This is a genomic window from Adhaeribacter sp. (genome assembly GCF_057359045.1).
This window is the reverse complement of sequence record NZ_JBMQUD010000097.1, coordinates 1-17,017: the sequence shown is the minus strand read 5'-3', so window position 1 is coordinate 17,017 and position 17,017 is coordinate 1. Positions and strand designations below refer to the sequence as shown.

11 protein-coding genes are annotated in these 17,017 nt (G+C 45.0%); 6 read left to right on the top strand and 5 right to left on the bottom strand.

What is annotated here, in order from left to right; genetic code table 11:
- On the bottom strand, window positions 1-137 hold a 137-nt coding region (locus tag ACO1R6_RS15205; protein ID WP_486262217.1), incomplete at its 3' end, for a YceI family protein.
- Between the two features lie 473 nt (window positions 138-610).
- On the opposite strand from ACO1R6_RS15205, the gene ACO1R6_RS15200 reads away from it, so the two are divergent.
- From ACO1R6_RS15200 to ACO1R6_RS15190, 3 genes are all read left to right on the top strand, one after another.
- Complete coding sequence (locus tag ACO1R6_RS15200; RefSeq protein ID WP_486265784.1) at window positions 611-955, top strand: hypothetical protein; 345 nt, start codon at window positions 611-613, stop codon at window positions 953-955.
- A gap of 165 nt (window positions 956-1,120) precedes the next feature.
- Window positions 1,121-5,485, top strand: coding sequence for a CusA/CzcA family heavy metal efflux RND transporter (locus ACO1R6_RS15195; RefSeq protein WP_486265783.1), 4,365 nt, complete (start codon window positions 1,121-1,123; stop codon window positions 5,483-5,485).
- A gap of 3 nt (window positions 5,486-5,488) precedes the next feature.
- The gene (locus ACO1R6_RS15190) at window positions 5,489-6,643 is read left to right on the top strand and encodes an efflux RND transporter periplasmic adaptor subunit (RefSeq protein WP_486265782.1); all 1,155 of its coding nucleotides are present in this window, start codon (window positions 5,489-5,491) and stop codon (window positions 6,641-6,643) included.
- A gap of 401 nt (window positions 6,644-7,044) precedes the next feature.
- Here the strand turns inward: ACO1R6_RS15190 and ACO1R6_RS15185 are convergent, their stop codons facing one another.
- The 4 genes from ACO1R6_RS15185 to ACO1R6_RS15170 form a co-directional block, all read right to left on the bottom strand.
- Window positions 7,045-8,253, bottom strand: coding sequence for a hypothetical protein (locus tag ACO1R6_RS15185; RefSeq protein ID WP_486265780.1), 1,209 nt, complete (start codon window positions 8,251-8,253; stop codon window positions 7,045-7,047).
- Between the two features lie 53 nt (window positions 8,254-8,306).
- Window positions 8,307-8,882 (bottom strand): hypothetical protein, encoded by a 576-nt coding sequence (locus ACO1R6_RS15180; RefSeq protein WP_486265779.1) that lies wholly within the window; start codon window positions 8,880-8,882, stop codon window positions 8,307-8,309.
- A 30-nt stretch (window positions 8,883-8,912) separates the two neighbouring features.
- Window positions 8,913-11,303: a TonB-dependent receptor gene (locus ACO1R6_RS15175; protein ID WP_486265778.1), complete on the bottom strand. Its 2,391-nt coding sequence runs from the start codon at window positions 11,301-11,303 to the stop codon at window positions 8,913-8,915.
- Between the two features lie 194 nt (window positions 11,304-11,497).
- The gene (locus ACO1R6_RS15170) at window positions 11,498-11,857 is read right to left on the bottom strand and encodes a hypothetical protein (RefSeq protein WP_486265777.1); all 360 of its coding nucleotides are present in this window, start codon (window positions 11,855-11,857) and stop codon (window positions 11,498-11,500) included.
- Between the two features lie 349 nt (window positions 11,858-12,206).
- Here ACO1R6_RS15170 and ACO1R6_RS15165 point away from each other — a divergent pair, with 349 nt between their 5' ends.
- From ACO1R6_RS15165 to ACO1R6_RS15155, 3 genes are all read left to right on the top strand, one after another.
- Complete coding sequence (locus ACO1R6_RS15165; protein WP_486265776.1) at window positions 12,207-13,037, top strand: amidohydrolase family protein; 831 nt, start codon at window positions 12,207-12,209, stop codon at window positions 13,035-13,037.
- 309 nt (window positions 13,038-13,346) lie between these two features.
- The gene (locus ACO1R6_RS15160; RefSeq protein WP_486265774.1) at window positions 13,347-14,117 is read left to right on the top strand and encodes a ThuA domain-containing protein; all 771 of its coding nucleotides are present in this window, start codon (window positions 13,347-13,349) and stop codon (window positions 14,115-14,117) included.
- A 196-nt stretch (window positions 14,118-14,313) separates the two neighbouring features.
- A complete protein-coding gene (locus ACO1R6_RS15155) occupies window positions 14,314-16,638 on the top strand; it encodes a DUF7133 domain-containing protein (protein WP_486265772.1) in 2,325 nt (774 codons plus the stop codon).
- The last annotated feature ends 379 nt before the right edge of the window (window positions 16,639-17,017 follow it).

Sequence of the window (17,017 nt, the reverse complement as noted above, 5' to 3'; positions counted from 1 at the left end):
GTAAACTGCTCGTCTTCCGTTTCGGCTTCTACATTAAACTTTTCGAAGTAACCCGTTACGGTGGTTATCATCAGGTGTTTTACTTTAAACTGTACTTCGCTGTGTGCCGGGTCTACTGCCCATTTAATACTTGACATAGTTACATAATTAAAATGTTGTACAATAAAGATGATTAAAGGTAATTATTTTTACATTTAAACATACCTACATAAATTGTATATACATGATTAACTTTTAGAAGTAGCATGTATATTTAGAAGTATACTTAAATAATCATTTTTAAGCTAATTTATATTATGAGCAGATTTGAAGCACTAATACTTACATGTAAACGTTTTTCCTTCTTACTACTTTAAATAATTTCTGGTAACCAAGAATAAGAAATAGACTTGAATATAAATTTACATACTGATGACTTTCAAATGTCAGTTCTGTATATTTAAACTTAGAACTTAATATCTGGCTCAAATGCAGCTTCAAAAGGAATTGCCAACAATAAAAGGTTTCTTTTTACCAGATGTTTTAGTAGTTTTGCTAATACCTTAATTATATCAAATTTTCATTATAAGATTTGAAGTTCAGAGCGTTATTTTTTACTGTTTTTATATTTTTGGGATCTTTGTTGCCTAATTCCGATTTGCACGAGCTTTCCAAAATCAGTACGCTCCTTCAACACTTTCAGGCGCACCAGGCTAAATTTCCGGGGCACGTTAGTTTCCTGGATTTTTTGAAAATGCACTACCAGGATGCCCAGCACATGCAGGCCGAAAACCACGATAACCTACCTTTTAAACATTTTGGTAATTCGCCTTACGATTATTTTGTAAATACTCCCCTGATTCAATCACCTGCTTCTGTGGCAGAATTTTGTCCGCGCGAAGTTTATCAAGTATTCAAACCCGCCGTACCCATAAGATTTACCGGTAGTATTTGGCAACCTCCCCAAACCGCTTAATATTCTCCTTCTTATTTATGTACAAATGCAAGCGCCATTAGCGCGGGTAATATTATTTGCCTGATGCTTACGTGGCTGTGGTTAAACCTTCGGTTTAGCCGGTTTAGAAAGAATATTTAACGGTTTAAATTAACACCTGCCCGGCAGGTGCCTAACAGCTTTTACATGCTGAATAAAATAATCCAATTTTCGATTAAAAATAAATTAATCGTGGGGCTGTTTACCCTGGCTTTAATTGGCTGGGGCATCTATAATATTACCAAGCTCCCCATCGATGCCGTGCCTGATATCACGAATAACCAGGTACAGGTAATTACAGTTTCGCCGGCGCTGGGAGCCCAGGAAGTTGAACGGCTTATTTCATTTCCGGTAGAGTTATCGGTGGCCAGCGTACCCGGTATTATCGAAATCCGGTCGTTTTCTCGGTTTGGGTTATCGCTGGTAACAGTGGTATTCGAAGAAGAAACCGATATTTACTGGGCTAGACAACAAATAACCGAGAAGCTGAAAGAAGCCGAAGCCCAGATTCCGCCTGGTTTGGGAACTCCTGCTTTAGCCCCCGTAACCACCGGCTTAGGCGAAATTTACCAATATGAGCTGCATCCTACCAAAGGATACGAAGGTAAATATTCAGCTACCGAACTCCGTACCATTCAGGATTGGCTGGTGCGGCGGCAATTATTAGGTACACCGGGCGTGGCCGAAGTGAGTAGCTTTGGCGGCAACCTGAAACAATACGAAGTAGCCGTTGATCCCGATAAAATCCGGGCCATGAATATTTCTATAACTGAAATATTTGAGGCCCTCGCAAATAACAATGCCAATGCCGGGGGCGCGTACATCGAGAAAGACCCCAACGCTTATTTTATCCGGACCGAAGGTTTGGTTACGAGCCAGGCTGATATTGGGCAGATTGTGGTAAAAGATGCCAGCGATGGCGTGCCGGTACTAATAAGAGATGTAGCCGAAGTGCGGGAAGGCGCCGCTATCCGCTACGGCGCCATGGTTAAAGACGACGAAGGCGAAGTAGCCGGCGGCATTGTAATGATGCTAAAAGGCGAAAATTCTTCGAAAGTAATCGCGCGGGTAAAAGAAAAGATTGCCCAAATCCAGAAAACTTTACCGGCCGGCGTAAAAATAGAGCCTTTCCTGGACCGCACCAAACTGGTAAACCGGGCCATTAGTACTGTAGAGAAAAACCTGGCCGAAGGTGCCCTGATTGTGGTGTTCGTGCTGGTGTTGCTGCTGGGCAATTTGCGCGCCGGTTTGTTGGTGGCTTCGGTTATTCCGCTAGCTATGTTGTTTGCCGTTTCGCTCATGAACATGTTTGGTGTATCGGGTAACCTCATGAGTTTAGGCGCTCTGGATTTTGGGTTGATTGTGGATGGCGCAGTAATTATTGTGGAAAGTGTAATTCACCGGATACAACTAAGCAATCACCACCTTTTGGGCATCAAAAAACTAAGCCGCAAACAGATGGACCACGAGGTGTACGAGTCGGCAAGTAAGATGATGGGTTTTGCGGCTTTCGGGCAAATTATTATCCTGATTGTGTACTTACCTATTCTGGCTCTGGTGGGCATAGAAGGCAAGATGTTTAAACCCATGGCACAAACCGTAGCCTTTGCCATTCTGGGGGCTTTCTTATTATCGCTTACCTACGTGCCCATGATGGCTTCTTTGTTTTTAAGCCGCAAAACAAAGCATAAAGAAAATATTTCTGACCGTATTATGCACGCGGTAAACAAAGCTTACCAGCCGCTACTAAACCTGGCCTTACGCTTAAAAGGAGCAGTATTGTTGGTGGCGGTGGGATTATTTGCGCTGGCTTTGCTTTTATTTTCCCGGATGGGTGGCGAATTTATTCCTTCGCTGGATGAGGGCGATTTTGCCATTGAAACCCGCGTGCTCACTGGTAGTTCCCTGAACGAAACCATTGCTATTGTTAAAAAAGCTTCGGGTATTTTAAAAAAGACATTCCCGGAAGTAGAAAAAGTAGTAACCAAAATTGGCTCCGCTGAGGTGCCCACCGAACCCAATCCGGTAGAGTTAGGCGATATGATTGTGGTACTGAAAGACCAGCGCGAATGGACCAGCGCGAGCTCCCGCGAAGAACTGGCCGAAAAAATATCCGCTACTTTAACGCAAAACTTGCCGCAAGCTTCTTTTGGCGTGCAACAACCCATTCAGATGCGGTTTAATGAACTTATGACGGGAGCCCGGCAAGACGTGGTGGTAAAAGTTTACGGCGAAGACATGGATACCTTGGCGCTCTACGCCGAAAAATTAGGTAAACTGATTCAGCCGGTAAACGGGGCCGCAGATTTGTACATCGAGAAAATGACCGGTTTGCCGCAAATACAGGTAACCTACAACCGCGAAAACCTGGCCCGCTACGGCCTTAGCATTAACCACGTAAACCGCATTGTAACGGCGGCCTTTGCCGGCGAAGAAGCCGGACAGGTATACGAAGGCGAAAAACGCTTTGGTTTGGTGGTCCGGTTAGATAAGCAAAACCGCCGCGATATAACCGATGTGCAAAATTTATTTATCAGCAATGCGGCCGGGCAGCAGATACCGCTCAATCAATTGGCTACCGTAGAAATGAAAGACGGACCTAACCAGATTCAGCGCGACGGTGCCCGCCGCCGGATTACGGTGGGTTTTAACGTGCGTAACCGCGATGTGCAGAGCATTGTAGACGAGATTCAAACCAAAGTAGATAAGCGTTTGCATTTACCACCCGGTTATTTTATTACCTACGGCGGGCAGTTCCAGAACTTAATTGAGGCTAAGCAACGGTTGTCGGTGGCAGTGCCTATTGCTTTGCTGCTTATTTTTTTATTGCTGTTTTTTGCTTTTAAATCAATTAAGCAATCCGTTTTAATATTTACGGCTATTCCGCTGTCGGCCATTGGGGGCGTTTTTGCGTTGCTGTTGCGCGGTATGCCGTTTAGTATTTCGGCTGGCGTGGGTTTTATTGCTTTGTTTGGGGTGGCGGTACTCAATGGCATTGTACTTATTGGGTATTTTAACCAGTTAAAAGCCGGTGGCCTCACCGATATAGAAGAAATAATCCGGAAAGGTACCAAAGCCCGGCTGCGCCCAATAATTATGACCGCTACAGTGGCTTCGCTCGGGTTTTTACCCATGGCACTTTCCAATTCGGCGGGAGCCGAGGTGCAAAAACCTTTGGCTACGGTGGTTATTGGCGGTTTGGTTTCGGCTACCTTGCTTACGTTAGTGGTGCTGCCGGTAATTTATTATTTCTCCGAAAGAGGCATACGGCAACGGAAAGTGCTGGTAACGCTGTTATTGTTAATCGGGCCACTGGCCGCTTCGGCACAGCAAGTTCAACCAACTACAACTACCAGTTTAACCGAGGTATTGCGCCTGGCCGAAGAAAATAATGGCGAACTGAAAAAAGCCCGTTTGGAAGTAGAACTGCGCACCACACTCAAGAAAACGGCCCTTGATTTACCGAAAACGGAAATTAATTATTCCAAAGGGGAAATTAACAGTCCTGCCATCGATAATCGGGTGGGGATAGTGCAGAATATTCCGTTCCCAACTACTTTAAAAGCTCAGGGCAAATTATTACAGGAGCAACAGGTACTCAGCCAAAAGCAACTACTCACCGGCCAGCACGATTTAAAACTGCAAATACAACGGGAGTATACGCATTTGGCTTACCTACACGAAGTAACCAGCTCGTTGCAGCGCCAGGACAGCATTTTCCGGGTACTCGAAAGAGCCGCCGAAGTAAAATTCCGGACTGGTGAAAGTGGCTTATTGGAGAAAACCACCGCTACTACCCAACGCTTGGAGCTGGCCGACCGGTTGCGCCAAAACGAAGCGGGAATAAAAATTAGTTTGGCTAACCTAAACCGCTTGATTCAAGCCCCGCAGCCAGTTAATATTCAGCCGGAAAAATTAAACCGCACTTTAAGCCCGGATATAGTAGGTGGCACGGAACTGAACCACCCGCTCTTAACGGAGGCGCAGCAGCGCGTAACGGTGGCAGAACAGGAACAGCGCCTGGAAAAGAGAAAATTAGCCCCCGATATTTCGCTGGGTTATTTTAACCAAACCCTGATTGGTAGTTACGAAATGGATGGCCAAATGCAGAGCTACGGCCGGAGCAGCCGCTTTCAGGGCGTAGAAGCTGGATTATCCGTGCCTTTGGTGTTTGGCGCACAGTCGGCGCGGGTAAAAGCCGCCGGTTTAAGCCGGCAAATTGCCCAAACCGAGTTGCAGAACCAGCAAAACCGCTTGCAGCACGAGTTTACCGCTGCCCGCGAAAATAATCAGCGCCTACGCACCAGCCTTACTTTTTACCAGGAGCAGGTACTCGTAAATGCCCGCCTGGCCATGCGGCAAGCCGATAAGGCGTACCGCAGCGGCGAAACCAGTTACCTGCATTATTTACAGGCCGCCGACCAAATGCTCCGGTTGCAGCAAAATTATTTGCAATTGCTCCTGGATTACCGCTTATCTGTTTATCAATTAGAATATTTAGAAGGAAAATAATTTATGAAATCCTATATATTACCAGTGTTGTTGCTTGCCCTGCAATTAATGATTTACAGTTGCGGCGAAAAGAAAACCGAAACCACCGAGGCAGAGCCCTCCGAAGCAACGGCCGCTAACCCGGATTTAGTAATTCTTACCGATTTACAGTACCAGAATGCCGGTATTACGTTAGGTGCGCCAGAGCAGCGCATTATGGGTACCAGCCTGCAACTGACCGGTGAGGTTGATGTGCCCCCGGCCGGTCTCGTTAATATTTCGGTACCCTACGGAGGATTTTTGCGCCGAACCGAACTGATGCCGGGTACCCGCATTCGCAAAGGCCAGGTGCTAGCCCAACTTGAGCATCCCGATTACGTGCAACTGCAGCAAGATTACCTCGATACCCAGGCCAAAATACAAATGGCCCAACTGGAGTTTAACCGGCAAAAAGAACTTACCGAAGAGCAGGTAAGTGCTCTGAAAAACTTACAACAGGTGCGCACCGAGTTACAGTTGCTGCAAAATAATCGAGCTGGTTTGCGCCAAAAGCTGCAAATGATAAATATTAATCCGGATAGACTCACCAACAGCCGTATTTCCCGGTCTATAAGTATTTTATCACCAATTAACGGGTTTGTGAAAAATGTGAATGCAAATATTGGTCAGATGGTAAACGCCAGCGATGTGTTATTTGAATTGGTTAACACCGACGACATGCACATTAAATTAAATGTTTTTGAAAGAGACATTACTAAATTAAATACCGGCCAGAAGTTTACTTTCACGCTCCCGAACGATACCCAAGAGAGAAGCGCCGAAATAATATTGGTGGGACGTACCGTAGAAAACGACAAAACCATACCGGTACACGCACATTTGCAGCACGATGATCCCAAACTTATTCCGGGCATGTTTGTAAACGCCACCATTAAAACTGGTAATCAATCGGTAACGGTATTGCCCGAAACCGCCGTGGTGCAATACGAAGGCCAAAACTTTATTTTTGTACAGCAGGCGCAACACCAGTTTAAGCGGGTGCCCATAGAAACCGGCCTTAAAAACGAAGGCTTAGTAGAAGTTAAGTTGCCCGCCAACTTGAATAATTCTGACAAAATAGCGGTTAAGGGTGCTCATAATTTATTAGCCAAACAAGCCAACGCCGAGGAAGAAGAATAATCTGGGCCAGTTAAAGTAAGCTTTGTTTTAACTGAGTAAATTTAAACTGCGAAGCTGTTTATCATTAAATAAAATGAGATGATCCGTTGCTCTTGCTGGGTGTTTTCACCAGCAAGATATCCGGCACAAGCTTTAAAATCGGCGGTGATAACACCACCATTAGTGCCAGATCCTGCCCGGAACGGAAATAAGAAACAGCTCCATAATAAACTTTGCTGGTCTGTAGGCTCTAGGATATTAGACGATATCAGACAAAAAATAATATTTAAATTTCGGGCAAGGCCCTTAATTTTTAATAATTTAAAATAAATATTACCCACTTAAATAAAATCAGGATGGCAGCTTAACCGCCATCCTGATTTTTTTAAATATCCCCTTTGGTCATGAATGAATCAAATCTGCTAGTGAGATTCACTGGTTTCGAATCCGAAAAGGGTAAGTTTAGTGGGCTGCGCAGAAACTTTAATTTTAGAGATTTTGCTAAAGTCTGATAATTTTACCTGGTGTACTTCGCCGAGGGCCGGCATAGCAATATAGGCGTACCGGTCGGTAGCTTCTAAAACCGGTTTATACGTTTCGGTAGCGGCTGTAGCGGCCATTACCATTCCTTCTTTTTTCAGGTTACCAGTAGTTAAATCATAAACCTTTAGGGTGCCGTCTAAAAGTAAAATCAACAGGTTTTTGCCGGCCATATCTACTTTACACTGCATAATGTCGGTGCTTTCGTAAACTGGCTTAATCTGGTTAGCGGCCAGGTCAATCTCATAAACGCCTTTCAGGTTGGTAAAACCAATAAATTTTTTGGCTGTCGCGGCATATAAAACGGTGCCTATTCTTACTGTACCAAAGCCGGTAGGGTTGGGGATGTGGCGCTGTTGTCCGGTTTGCGTTACTACCAAAGCACCACCATCTGCCCCAAATACGGCATTGGTGCCATCGGTGGCATTGCCGTGTATCCGGCTGGTGGGCAGGGTAGAGGCAAATACTTCGGTTCCGGAAGCATTAATAATTTTTACGCCGTGCGGTCCGGACAACCCAGAAGCGTTATCGGTAATAGTAACGCCATAATTGCCGTTGTCAAACTTAACCATGGCACCATGGTGCGGTTGCAACCCGGCGTTAATTACCTGCATTTTGGCACCGGCGGTATGGAAATTTGCTTCTTTGGCAATGGTTAAAGTGCCGTCACCGTCGTTAAATACTATAGATTCATCACCTTTGGATTTAAAATGAGATGGTTTCAGGCCGGTTCCGGTTAAAGCGGCAAACTTAGGCGTGCCTTTAACATCTACATGGCCACCGTGGTATTCCAGGCCGCTGTCGAAAAATTCTACTAAGTTTTGGTTGCCGTGTAAGATCGCCGCATACCGGCCGGAAGCCGTTGGGTAAAGCGATGCATTGGCGTATTTACCCTCAAAAGATAAGACACTACCATCTGCCGGCTTTATCTGGGTTAAACTAGTGGAGGTACCGTCAGCGGTGAGTACCCGCACGAACTCAAATTCCTTGTCGGTGGAGCCTGGCCCGTGCTCGTGCTCGTCTTTTTCGCAAGAAGTAAATAATACTACGGCTAAGGAGCCTAATACAAGCTTGTTTAATGTTGATCTCATGTTTTTGTTAATTATTAGATTTAAAAGGTTAGTTAAATTTTATCTTTTTCGGGTTATTGTACTTTGGTAATAAAATCCAGCTCCACATCGGTTTCGCCAGTTGCGATGTTGTTGTTCTTGGTGCCGGTCTGGTGTTTTAAGGTAACTTTTAGCTTGCCGGTACTGGCCGCACCGGTGGTAATTTTGGTTTTTAAGCCGAGGGGCAGGTTATTGCGGTCTTTGTCGTCGTAGGCTACGGTTAAGTTTAAACCAGCCGTGGGCGTAAAAAAGAATTGGTGGTCTTCAGCTTCTTCCAAAATTTCAGCGGTGATATCTTCGGCCGGACTTTTGGATTCGTCGCGTAAAGTGATGGCAGTATTGTAAACGGCATTAGGTTTTAATACAATTTCATCGAACTGAATAGGCAGATTGCCGCCTTCCCCATCGGGGTCGCGGAAAGTAGCCGTTATAGAATTAGTGGTGCCAACTTCCTGCATCGTAAGCGTTACAGTGGTAATCAGTTCACTTTCGTTTTGCGGCGCTTCAGCATTATCCTTGTCGCAACTGCTAAGTAAACCAGCCGCTAAAAGCAGCAGGAGCTCGGTTATTAAAAAGTTTCGGTTACCCGTTTTTAATAAATTGGTAAGCATAATTTTTAATGGTTAAAGGTGAAGAGAAATTTATTTTTGATTAAAATTCAAAGGCAGGCGCACCCGTAAGACTATATTGCGGCCCATTTCGTCGGTAAAATACCGGAAGCGGTTCAGGTAGTCGCGGTAAGCCGTTTGGGCTAAGTTGTTACCCGATAGGCTGATTTCAACGGGCTGTTTACCCCAATAAAAAGTTTTTCCGAGACTCGCTTGCAACAAAAAATAACCGGGTGGCGGGGCTTTGTAATCGCCGTTAACTGGCATAAAGGTTATAGGATTATCCGCGTCTGGTGCGGGGTTATGGGTAGGGTAAGCCGGTACGCGGTTTTGCCGCCGCACCAGCAAACCGCCAAGTTGCAGGAATAAATTTTTGGCTTTACCGGTTTCGTAGCGGAGATGCGCATCAAAGCGGTCGGCGGGTATTAAAAGCAGATAATCATGTGTTTGCAGGTTAAAAGCCCGGACCACAGAAGCCTTGCCCTGTACAGAAAAAGCATCCGTTAGCTGGTAAGAAAAATTAAGGTCTACTCCCTTAAAAGTGGCATTGGTCTGGGTATATCGGAAAGTAGGAAAAGCGCCCCGCACCGTAAGGGTAGCCGGAAAAACCGGAGCCAGAAAAATATAATCCTTAATGTAGTTCAGGTAAAAGCTTACTTCGCCGTTTAATTTTTTTTCGCTCCGGTAAGTAGCGGTAGCTACCACGTTGTAAGCATTTTCTGGTTTTAAATTCCGGTCGCCGATTTCGATGGAAGCAGTGCCATGGTGCAGGCCCTTGCTGAAAAGTTCGTTTACCGTAGGGGAGCGAAAAGCCGAACCGGCATTCAACTTAAAGGTTATATGATGATTCCAGTCGTAAATACCACCCAACGTACCCGAGAAATTATGGTAAGCAAATTGCGGCTCGGTCCGGGTTTGGTTTTCATAAAATACCACGTCGAGTAAGCGGTAATCGTAGCGGGTGCCGGCTTCCAGTTGCAATTTGTTTTTTCGCCACCGTTCTATCCAGAAAATGCCGCCGGTATAATTCCAATAATTAGGTATAAAAAAGCGCCCGCTGTACTGGTTACGCTGCACCATACCCGATACCCCAATGGTGCCGCTTACATCTTTTACCGGATGGTGTTCCCAAGCCAGTTCGTTGTAAAAGGTGCTTAATTGTAAATCTATTTCGGGCCGGTTACGGGCAGCTAAATCATTATTCCGCGGCAAGTGCTTGTCGTATTCGGCCCGTTGGTTATCCTGAAAAGAAGAAATCCAGGTGAGTTTACCGTTTGCACCTGTATTAAAATACCCCGAAAGCTTGAGTAAATCGTGGTGCACCTGCTGGTAAGGGCGGTCTATTTTATAACTAAAGCCGGAGGTCTCCAGGGGTACGGGGCTTTCAATAGCCCGCTGCAAATCGGTGAGGTTGCCAATATGTGCCGCTGATAAAATACCTAACCGCGAATTAAATTGGCTGTAATAAGCTTCTAAGCCGTATTCTTCTTTTCTATAACCCAGCGTAAGCGAAAAGTTCCTCTCATTAAAGCCGGTATTCTTTAAATAATAATCTGGCGTTTGGGCATTGCCGCCTTTTTTGAATGAACCTTGCACCCGGAGACTTAATGCGGGTAGGTACGCAAAGTTGTGGTTAACCGTAGCATTCATATTGCCCATGCGGTTATTGCTCATGCCCACCAGGTTTATAACCGCATCGGTGCCGGCGGAGTCCCGCAGGGGAGCCGGCTCTACCAATACTACGCCGCCAATAGCATCTGAACCGTACCGCACACCTGCCGCTCCTTTTATTACCCTTAAAGTAGCTGCCACATTCGGGTCTATTTCCGGAGCGTGCTCGGTGCCCCATTGTTGCCCTTCTTGGCGCACGCCATTATTTAGCAGTAACACTCTATTGCTGTGCAAACCATGAATAATTGGTTTAGAAATACTGGGCCCGGTATTTAGCGTAGTTACCCCGGCAACTTGTTCTAAAGCTTTGCCCAAAGATTCGCCACGGGTTTGCTCCAGGGCTTTACCGGCCAGGGTACCGGTTGCTTGCGGGGCGGGCGGCGGTACCCGTTGCCCGGAAATTTGCACTGCATTTAATTCAGTAGCAGCCGGGTGTAGTTTAAAATTCCGGATAACCGAAGCTGTCAGGCGCAACTCTACCCGCATGGGGGCATAACCCACATAAGTGGTTTTAAGGTGGTAAGTACCAGGGCACAAATCATGAAAATGATAGTTGCCCGCCAAATCGGTTTGTACTACTTGGTTTAACTCTTCCAGTACAATAGTAGCGGCCGGCAGTGGGGAGTCCTGGTGTTGATCGGCTACTTTACCGGAGAGTGTAAGTCCGCAATGATTACCGAGCACAGCGGGAACTTGCGCCAACGCCATTCCACCGAACAGCATCAGCAGTCCTGTAAAAAAATACTTTTTCACGAAACAGAATATTTGGTAAACAGCAGCTTGGGTCTTTTAAGAAAAGACTTAAGGCCGTTTAGGAATAAATAAAGAATAGAAAAGAGACTTGTCGGAAAGGGAATGGTGTAGCCACCAGCTACACATAGCCGTGGGCAACCACCACCAGCCTATAGCAAGGCTATAGGTATTTTTGCGACAAGAAAGAAGAAAGGTTAAACTACTGGCGGACCTCTAAGATCGGTATTGTTTGGGAAAGTAAATTTCCAGATAAAGGAATGATTGGCCGAATAATTATCGGTAAAAGTTAAAGCAGGGGTTTTTATTTTTACCGAAGATGCCGGTGAGAAAGGCGTGTTGAAAAAATTATCGGTATGGCAGTGTACGTGCTTTTTGTCCAGTTTAAAACCAGTATCGGTTTTTTCATGCACATCCTCGGTATGGTCGTGGGTATGCAGCGCCAGTACTGTTGTTTCCGGAACCAAAATCCGTACAAACAGCAGTAAAAGTAATAGGGCGATATAGTTCTGAAACCGGTACACTCGTGAAAAATCACTACAAAGATAGTAATGCAAATTTTACAGCCTAATAAAAATTATATTTATCATAAATTAAATTTATTTATTAACAGGAAATTCCCACCAAGGGGTAATATTTTGCTTAATTTGTTTTAAGGAATAAACGTGTAATTTCTGCCAAGATTCTTTATTGTTTAACTCGGATAATAGACAAAATCAAACCTGCCTACGTAAGTTTTTTTTCAAAAAATTATCGGTTAAATAATCTCAAATTAATATTTTGCAAAATAAGGTACATAAATATTTTATTCACTGATATAATTGGCCGTAACGAACACAGGTAAAAACAAAGCCATATTTTATACCTTCTCTTTATACGGTTTGCTTTTTGTATTCTGAATATTTTATGCAAAAGATTGACTCCCATCAGCATTTCTGGAAGTTCGACCCGGTTCGGGATAGTTGGATTAACGAGGAGATGGCGGTTATTAGAAGAGATTTCCTGCCGCCGGATCTGGAACCTATTTTGCAAGCACATGACTTTGCCGGTTGTGTTACGGTACAATCAGACTCTACTGAGGCCGAAAACAAGTTTCAGTTAAATAATGCTCAACAATATAATTTTATCAAAGGCGTAGTAGGCTGGGTAGATCTGCAGGCCACCAACGTAGAAGACCGGCTAGCGTATTACCAGCAGTTCGATAAAATGAAAGGCTTTAGGCACGTATTACAAGCTGAGCCGCAACGCGATTTTATGTTACGCGAGGCTTTTCGGCGGGGCATTGGCCTTTTAGAGAAATATAACTTTACCTATGATATTCTCATTTTTCCGGATCAGTTGCCTTTTGCCCAACAATTAGTAGCCGAATTTCCAAAACAAAAATTTGTGGTGAATCATTTGGCTAAACCTTATATAAAAGCCAAGCAAATTACGGCATGGCAAAAAGATATTAAGGCCTTGGCGCAGTACGAAAATGTGTATTGTAAAATTTCCGGCCTGGTAACCGAAGCCGATTGGCAAAACTGGCAACCCCACGATTTTACCCCTTACCTCGATGCGGTGGTAAATGCGTTTGGCCCCGCTAGAATAATGTATGGCTCTGATTGGCCGGTTTGCCTGGTAGCTGCTAGTTACGGACAGGTACTGGATATTGTAAAACAATATTTTTCGGCGTTTTCTGCAACAGAGCAGGCTAAAATTTATGGAGGTACCGCAGCTAAATTTTATAACCTGTGATATTCTAATTACTGTCCCTTTTGCTTATTCAAGATACAAACGGCTTGTCTTCTCTTAATCATAATCATTCCTGCCGATATTTAATGGCAATGAAGCCTTACAGATTCTGTTAATTTATTTAAAATCAAGTAAAACCTGCCGGCTAAATCAATAATAGTTCCGGTATAAAAAGCTGGTAGACTTAGCTTAAATTAAGAGAATTCTTAACGGGTTATTCAAAATAATTTTGTTTATTAGCTTAACTAAGAGAAGTGCTTTTATTAAAGAGCTATTCTTTATCGGGCGTTTTCATTTCTTTAAAATCGTATCATGCAAATAGAACAACTAGCCTGGCGTAACCGGGTCTTATTTTTGGTTGTATGCCTGTTGGGTATAAACCTACTGGTAGTAGCCAAACCGGCCCGTAAAGTTTTAGTATTTACCAAAACCGAGAAATTCCGGCACCACGGCGGCATTGCAGCTGGCCAGAAAGCGATTCAGCAATTAGGCCGCGAAAATAATTTTGCGGTAGACCTCACCGAAGATGCCCAACAGTTTACTTCCGAAAACCTGAAGCAATACGCAGCCATTATTTTTCTGAGTACCACCGGCGATGTGCTGAACAACGAGCAACAAGCTACCTTCGAAAAATACATTAAAAGCGGTGGTGGTTTTGTGGGCGTGCATGCCGCCACCGATACCGAGTACGACTGGCCTTGGTACGGCGAACTGGTAGGCGCTTATTTTGGCAGTCACCCGCCGGGCTTACAGGAAGCCGTGTTTCAGGTAAAAGATAAAAATAATATTTCAACCCGCCATCTGCCCGCCTCCTGGAAAAGAACCGATGAGCAATATAATTTTAAGTGGATTGCCGAAGGATTGAATGTGTTGGTAACCATTGATGAAAGCAGCTATAAAGGCGGCAAAAACGGCGATTTCCATCCTATGAGCTGGTACCGGAACTTTGATGGTGGGCGTTCTTTTTACACCGCCATGGGCCACGAAGAAAAAGCTTTTTCCGACCCGTTGGTGTTAAAACATTTATTAGGTGGCATTGAGTACGCCATGGGCGCAAAACCTACGGCCAAGCTTAAAGCCTGATAAATATGCTGAACCAGAATTAGAAAGGAGCCGTTAGCAGCATTCAGGGGGGTAATCCTGGTTGGCAATATTAAGTGGACTAGCCTGAAAATTCTATTTAGCAGGATGCTTAATCGGATGAATATTTGGGGAAAGAACCCGCTTATAAAACTTAAATAATACTATATTACTCCACCACCAGAAGTTAAAAATTAAAATGTCCATCATACTTCGGAAAGCTGGCTTGTTGGCTATATCGGGTTTATTGTTTGCCTGTTCGGTTCCGCAAAAAAATGTATCGTACCGGCCCAATGCCCGCCCGGTTTTTAATCCCACCCCAACAGCCGAATATTTATCGCCGGAAGAGAGCCTCAAAACCATGCACGTACCCCAGGGGTATCGGTTAGAACTGGTGGCCAGCGAACCCATGATTAAAGAGCCGGTAGCTATTGTGTGGGACGGCAATGCCCGCATGTACGTAGCCGAAATGATTACCTACATGCAAGATGCCGACGCCACCGGCGAGCAGCAAGCCCGCAGCCGTATCTCATTGCTCGAAGACACGAACAACGATGGCAAAATGGACAAAAGCACCGTGTTTATCGATAATTTATTGTTGCCCCGCATGCTACAGGTGGTAGGCGATGAGTTGCTCGTAAACGAAACGAATACCATTACCCTGCACAGCTACCGCGATACCAACGGCGACGGCGTAGCCGACCAGAAAAAGCTGCTTTACGAGAATGCGAAATACGTGCTCGAAGATACAAACATGGAGCACCAGCGCAGCGGCCTGGATTATAATTTAGACAACTGGATGTACATGACCTACGATCCTGTTCGCTTGCGCTATACCCAGGGTACGCTTAAAATTGATACCCTGGTAAGCGGCACTTCCGGGCAATGGGGCGTAACCCACGACAATTACGGCCGGTTATTTTTTTCCAGCGCGGGCGGCGAAAACCCGGTGCAGGGCGTGCAAATTAATCCCGTTTATGGCCGCCTAGACTTCCCGGACCAGATTAGTGCCGAATTTCAGGAGGTTTGGCCCATTATTGCTACTCCCGATGTACAGGGCGGCAAGGGCCGGTTAAAGCCCGATGTTACCCTAAACCATTTTACCGCCAGTTGCGGCCAATCTATTTACCGCGGCGATCAGTTACCACAAAATTTAGTAGGCGATTATATTATTTGTGAACCGGTAGCTCGGATTATCCGGCGGGCCAAAGTGCTTAATTTGCAAGGCAAAACCGTGTTGCAGAATGCCTATTACCGGCAGGAATTTATTTCGTCGTCGGATATGAATTTTAGGCCGGTAAATACCGCCACCGGGCCTGATGGCAATTTGTATGTAGTAGATATGCACCGCGGCATTATTCAGCAAGGCAACTGGACCAAGCCAGGTTCCTTTTTGCGTAACCGCATAGATTCTTTGGGCTTAGCAAAAAATGTAGGTCATGGCCGCATTTACCGGCTGGTGCAGGAGGGCTACAAGGCTAACCCCAAACCCCAGATGCTCCAATATTCGGCCGCCGAATTGGTAAACTATTTAAGTCACGCCAACGGCTGGTGGCGCGACAATGCGCAAAAACAACTTATTTATTTGGGCGATAAATCGGTGGTGCCGGCTTTAAAAGCTATAATTTCAGCTAAACCTAAAAATCCTGCCCAAGATACCCATCTGGCCCGACTGCATGCCCTCTGGACCTTAGAAGGCTTAGGCGTTCTGGACGAGACTATTTTAACTACAGCTTTACAAGACGAGCATGCGCAAGTTAGAAGAGCAGCCGTACTGATGTCAGAATCTTTTCTGAAACAGCCCCAAGCGCCTATGTTAGCCCAGGTTGCCAACCTCCAAACCGACCCTAGCTACGATGTGCGGGTACAGTTGCTGTTATCGTTGTACCGGGTTAAAAATGCAAAAGCCGAAGCTACTGTAAAAGCCTTGCTGGCGAATAACAAAGACGTAGAAATAATTACCGCCGTTAAAAAAGCCTTAGATAAAAACGAAGATGTAAGAACCTATGGCCGCCGCTTGGGCAATATGGCTGCTGCCGACCGTAACCTGATTTTAAAAGGCGCAACTACCTTTAAAACCTTGTGCGCTACTTGCCACGGCACCGACGGAAAAGGTTTAGTTGTGAGTGGAGGCAGCTTACCGGCGCCCCCGCTGGCAGGTTCTAAACGGCTGATTTTAGCCGAAAAAAATGCGGCCATCCGGATTTTAATGCACGGTTTAGCTGGACCCATAGATGGTAAACCTTATCCCAGTGTTATGCCCGCTATGGGCCATAACAGCGATGAATGGCTCGCTGGGGTAATAAGTTATATTCGCTACGAATTTGGCAACAATGCCCGTCCCAAAGCCGGGCAAACTTTGGTGGTAAAGCCCGAAGAAGTGAAACAACTAAGAGAGATGCACCTTAACCGGAAAACCGCCTGGACCCTGGCCGAGCTGGAAAAGAAGAGCAAAGAAGAACTAGCACTAACCGAAGCCGCCGCAGCCAATAAAACCGGGGCAACTCTACCAACCCGCAAGTAATATTTACTAGAATATTTTCCGGCTAGTCAGGCTAAGGCACATCCTTAAAATTTAACATAAATAATTTGCACTTTATCAGATCGACAAAGCGTAAACATAAAAGCTTACTGAGCTTTTACAATAAGAATCAATATTTTATAAAGAGATTTTAATACTTCAAAAGTAAAAAAATAAAAAAAGCCAGACAAATACTGTCTGGCTTTTTGTTTATACATAAAATGTCTTAGTCAACTAAAACAATTATTTTATTGTTTTTCATCTCGATAGTTCCTGACTTAATCTCTAAAGTATAAGTTTGGTCATTTACTTTCGTGAATTTATCTGCTGCCTCTTTAGAAAAACTGAAGCTTGGTGCTGCAATTTTAATTGTTCCTTTTTC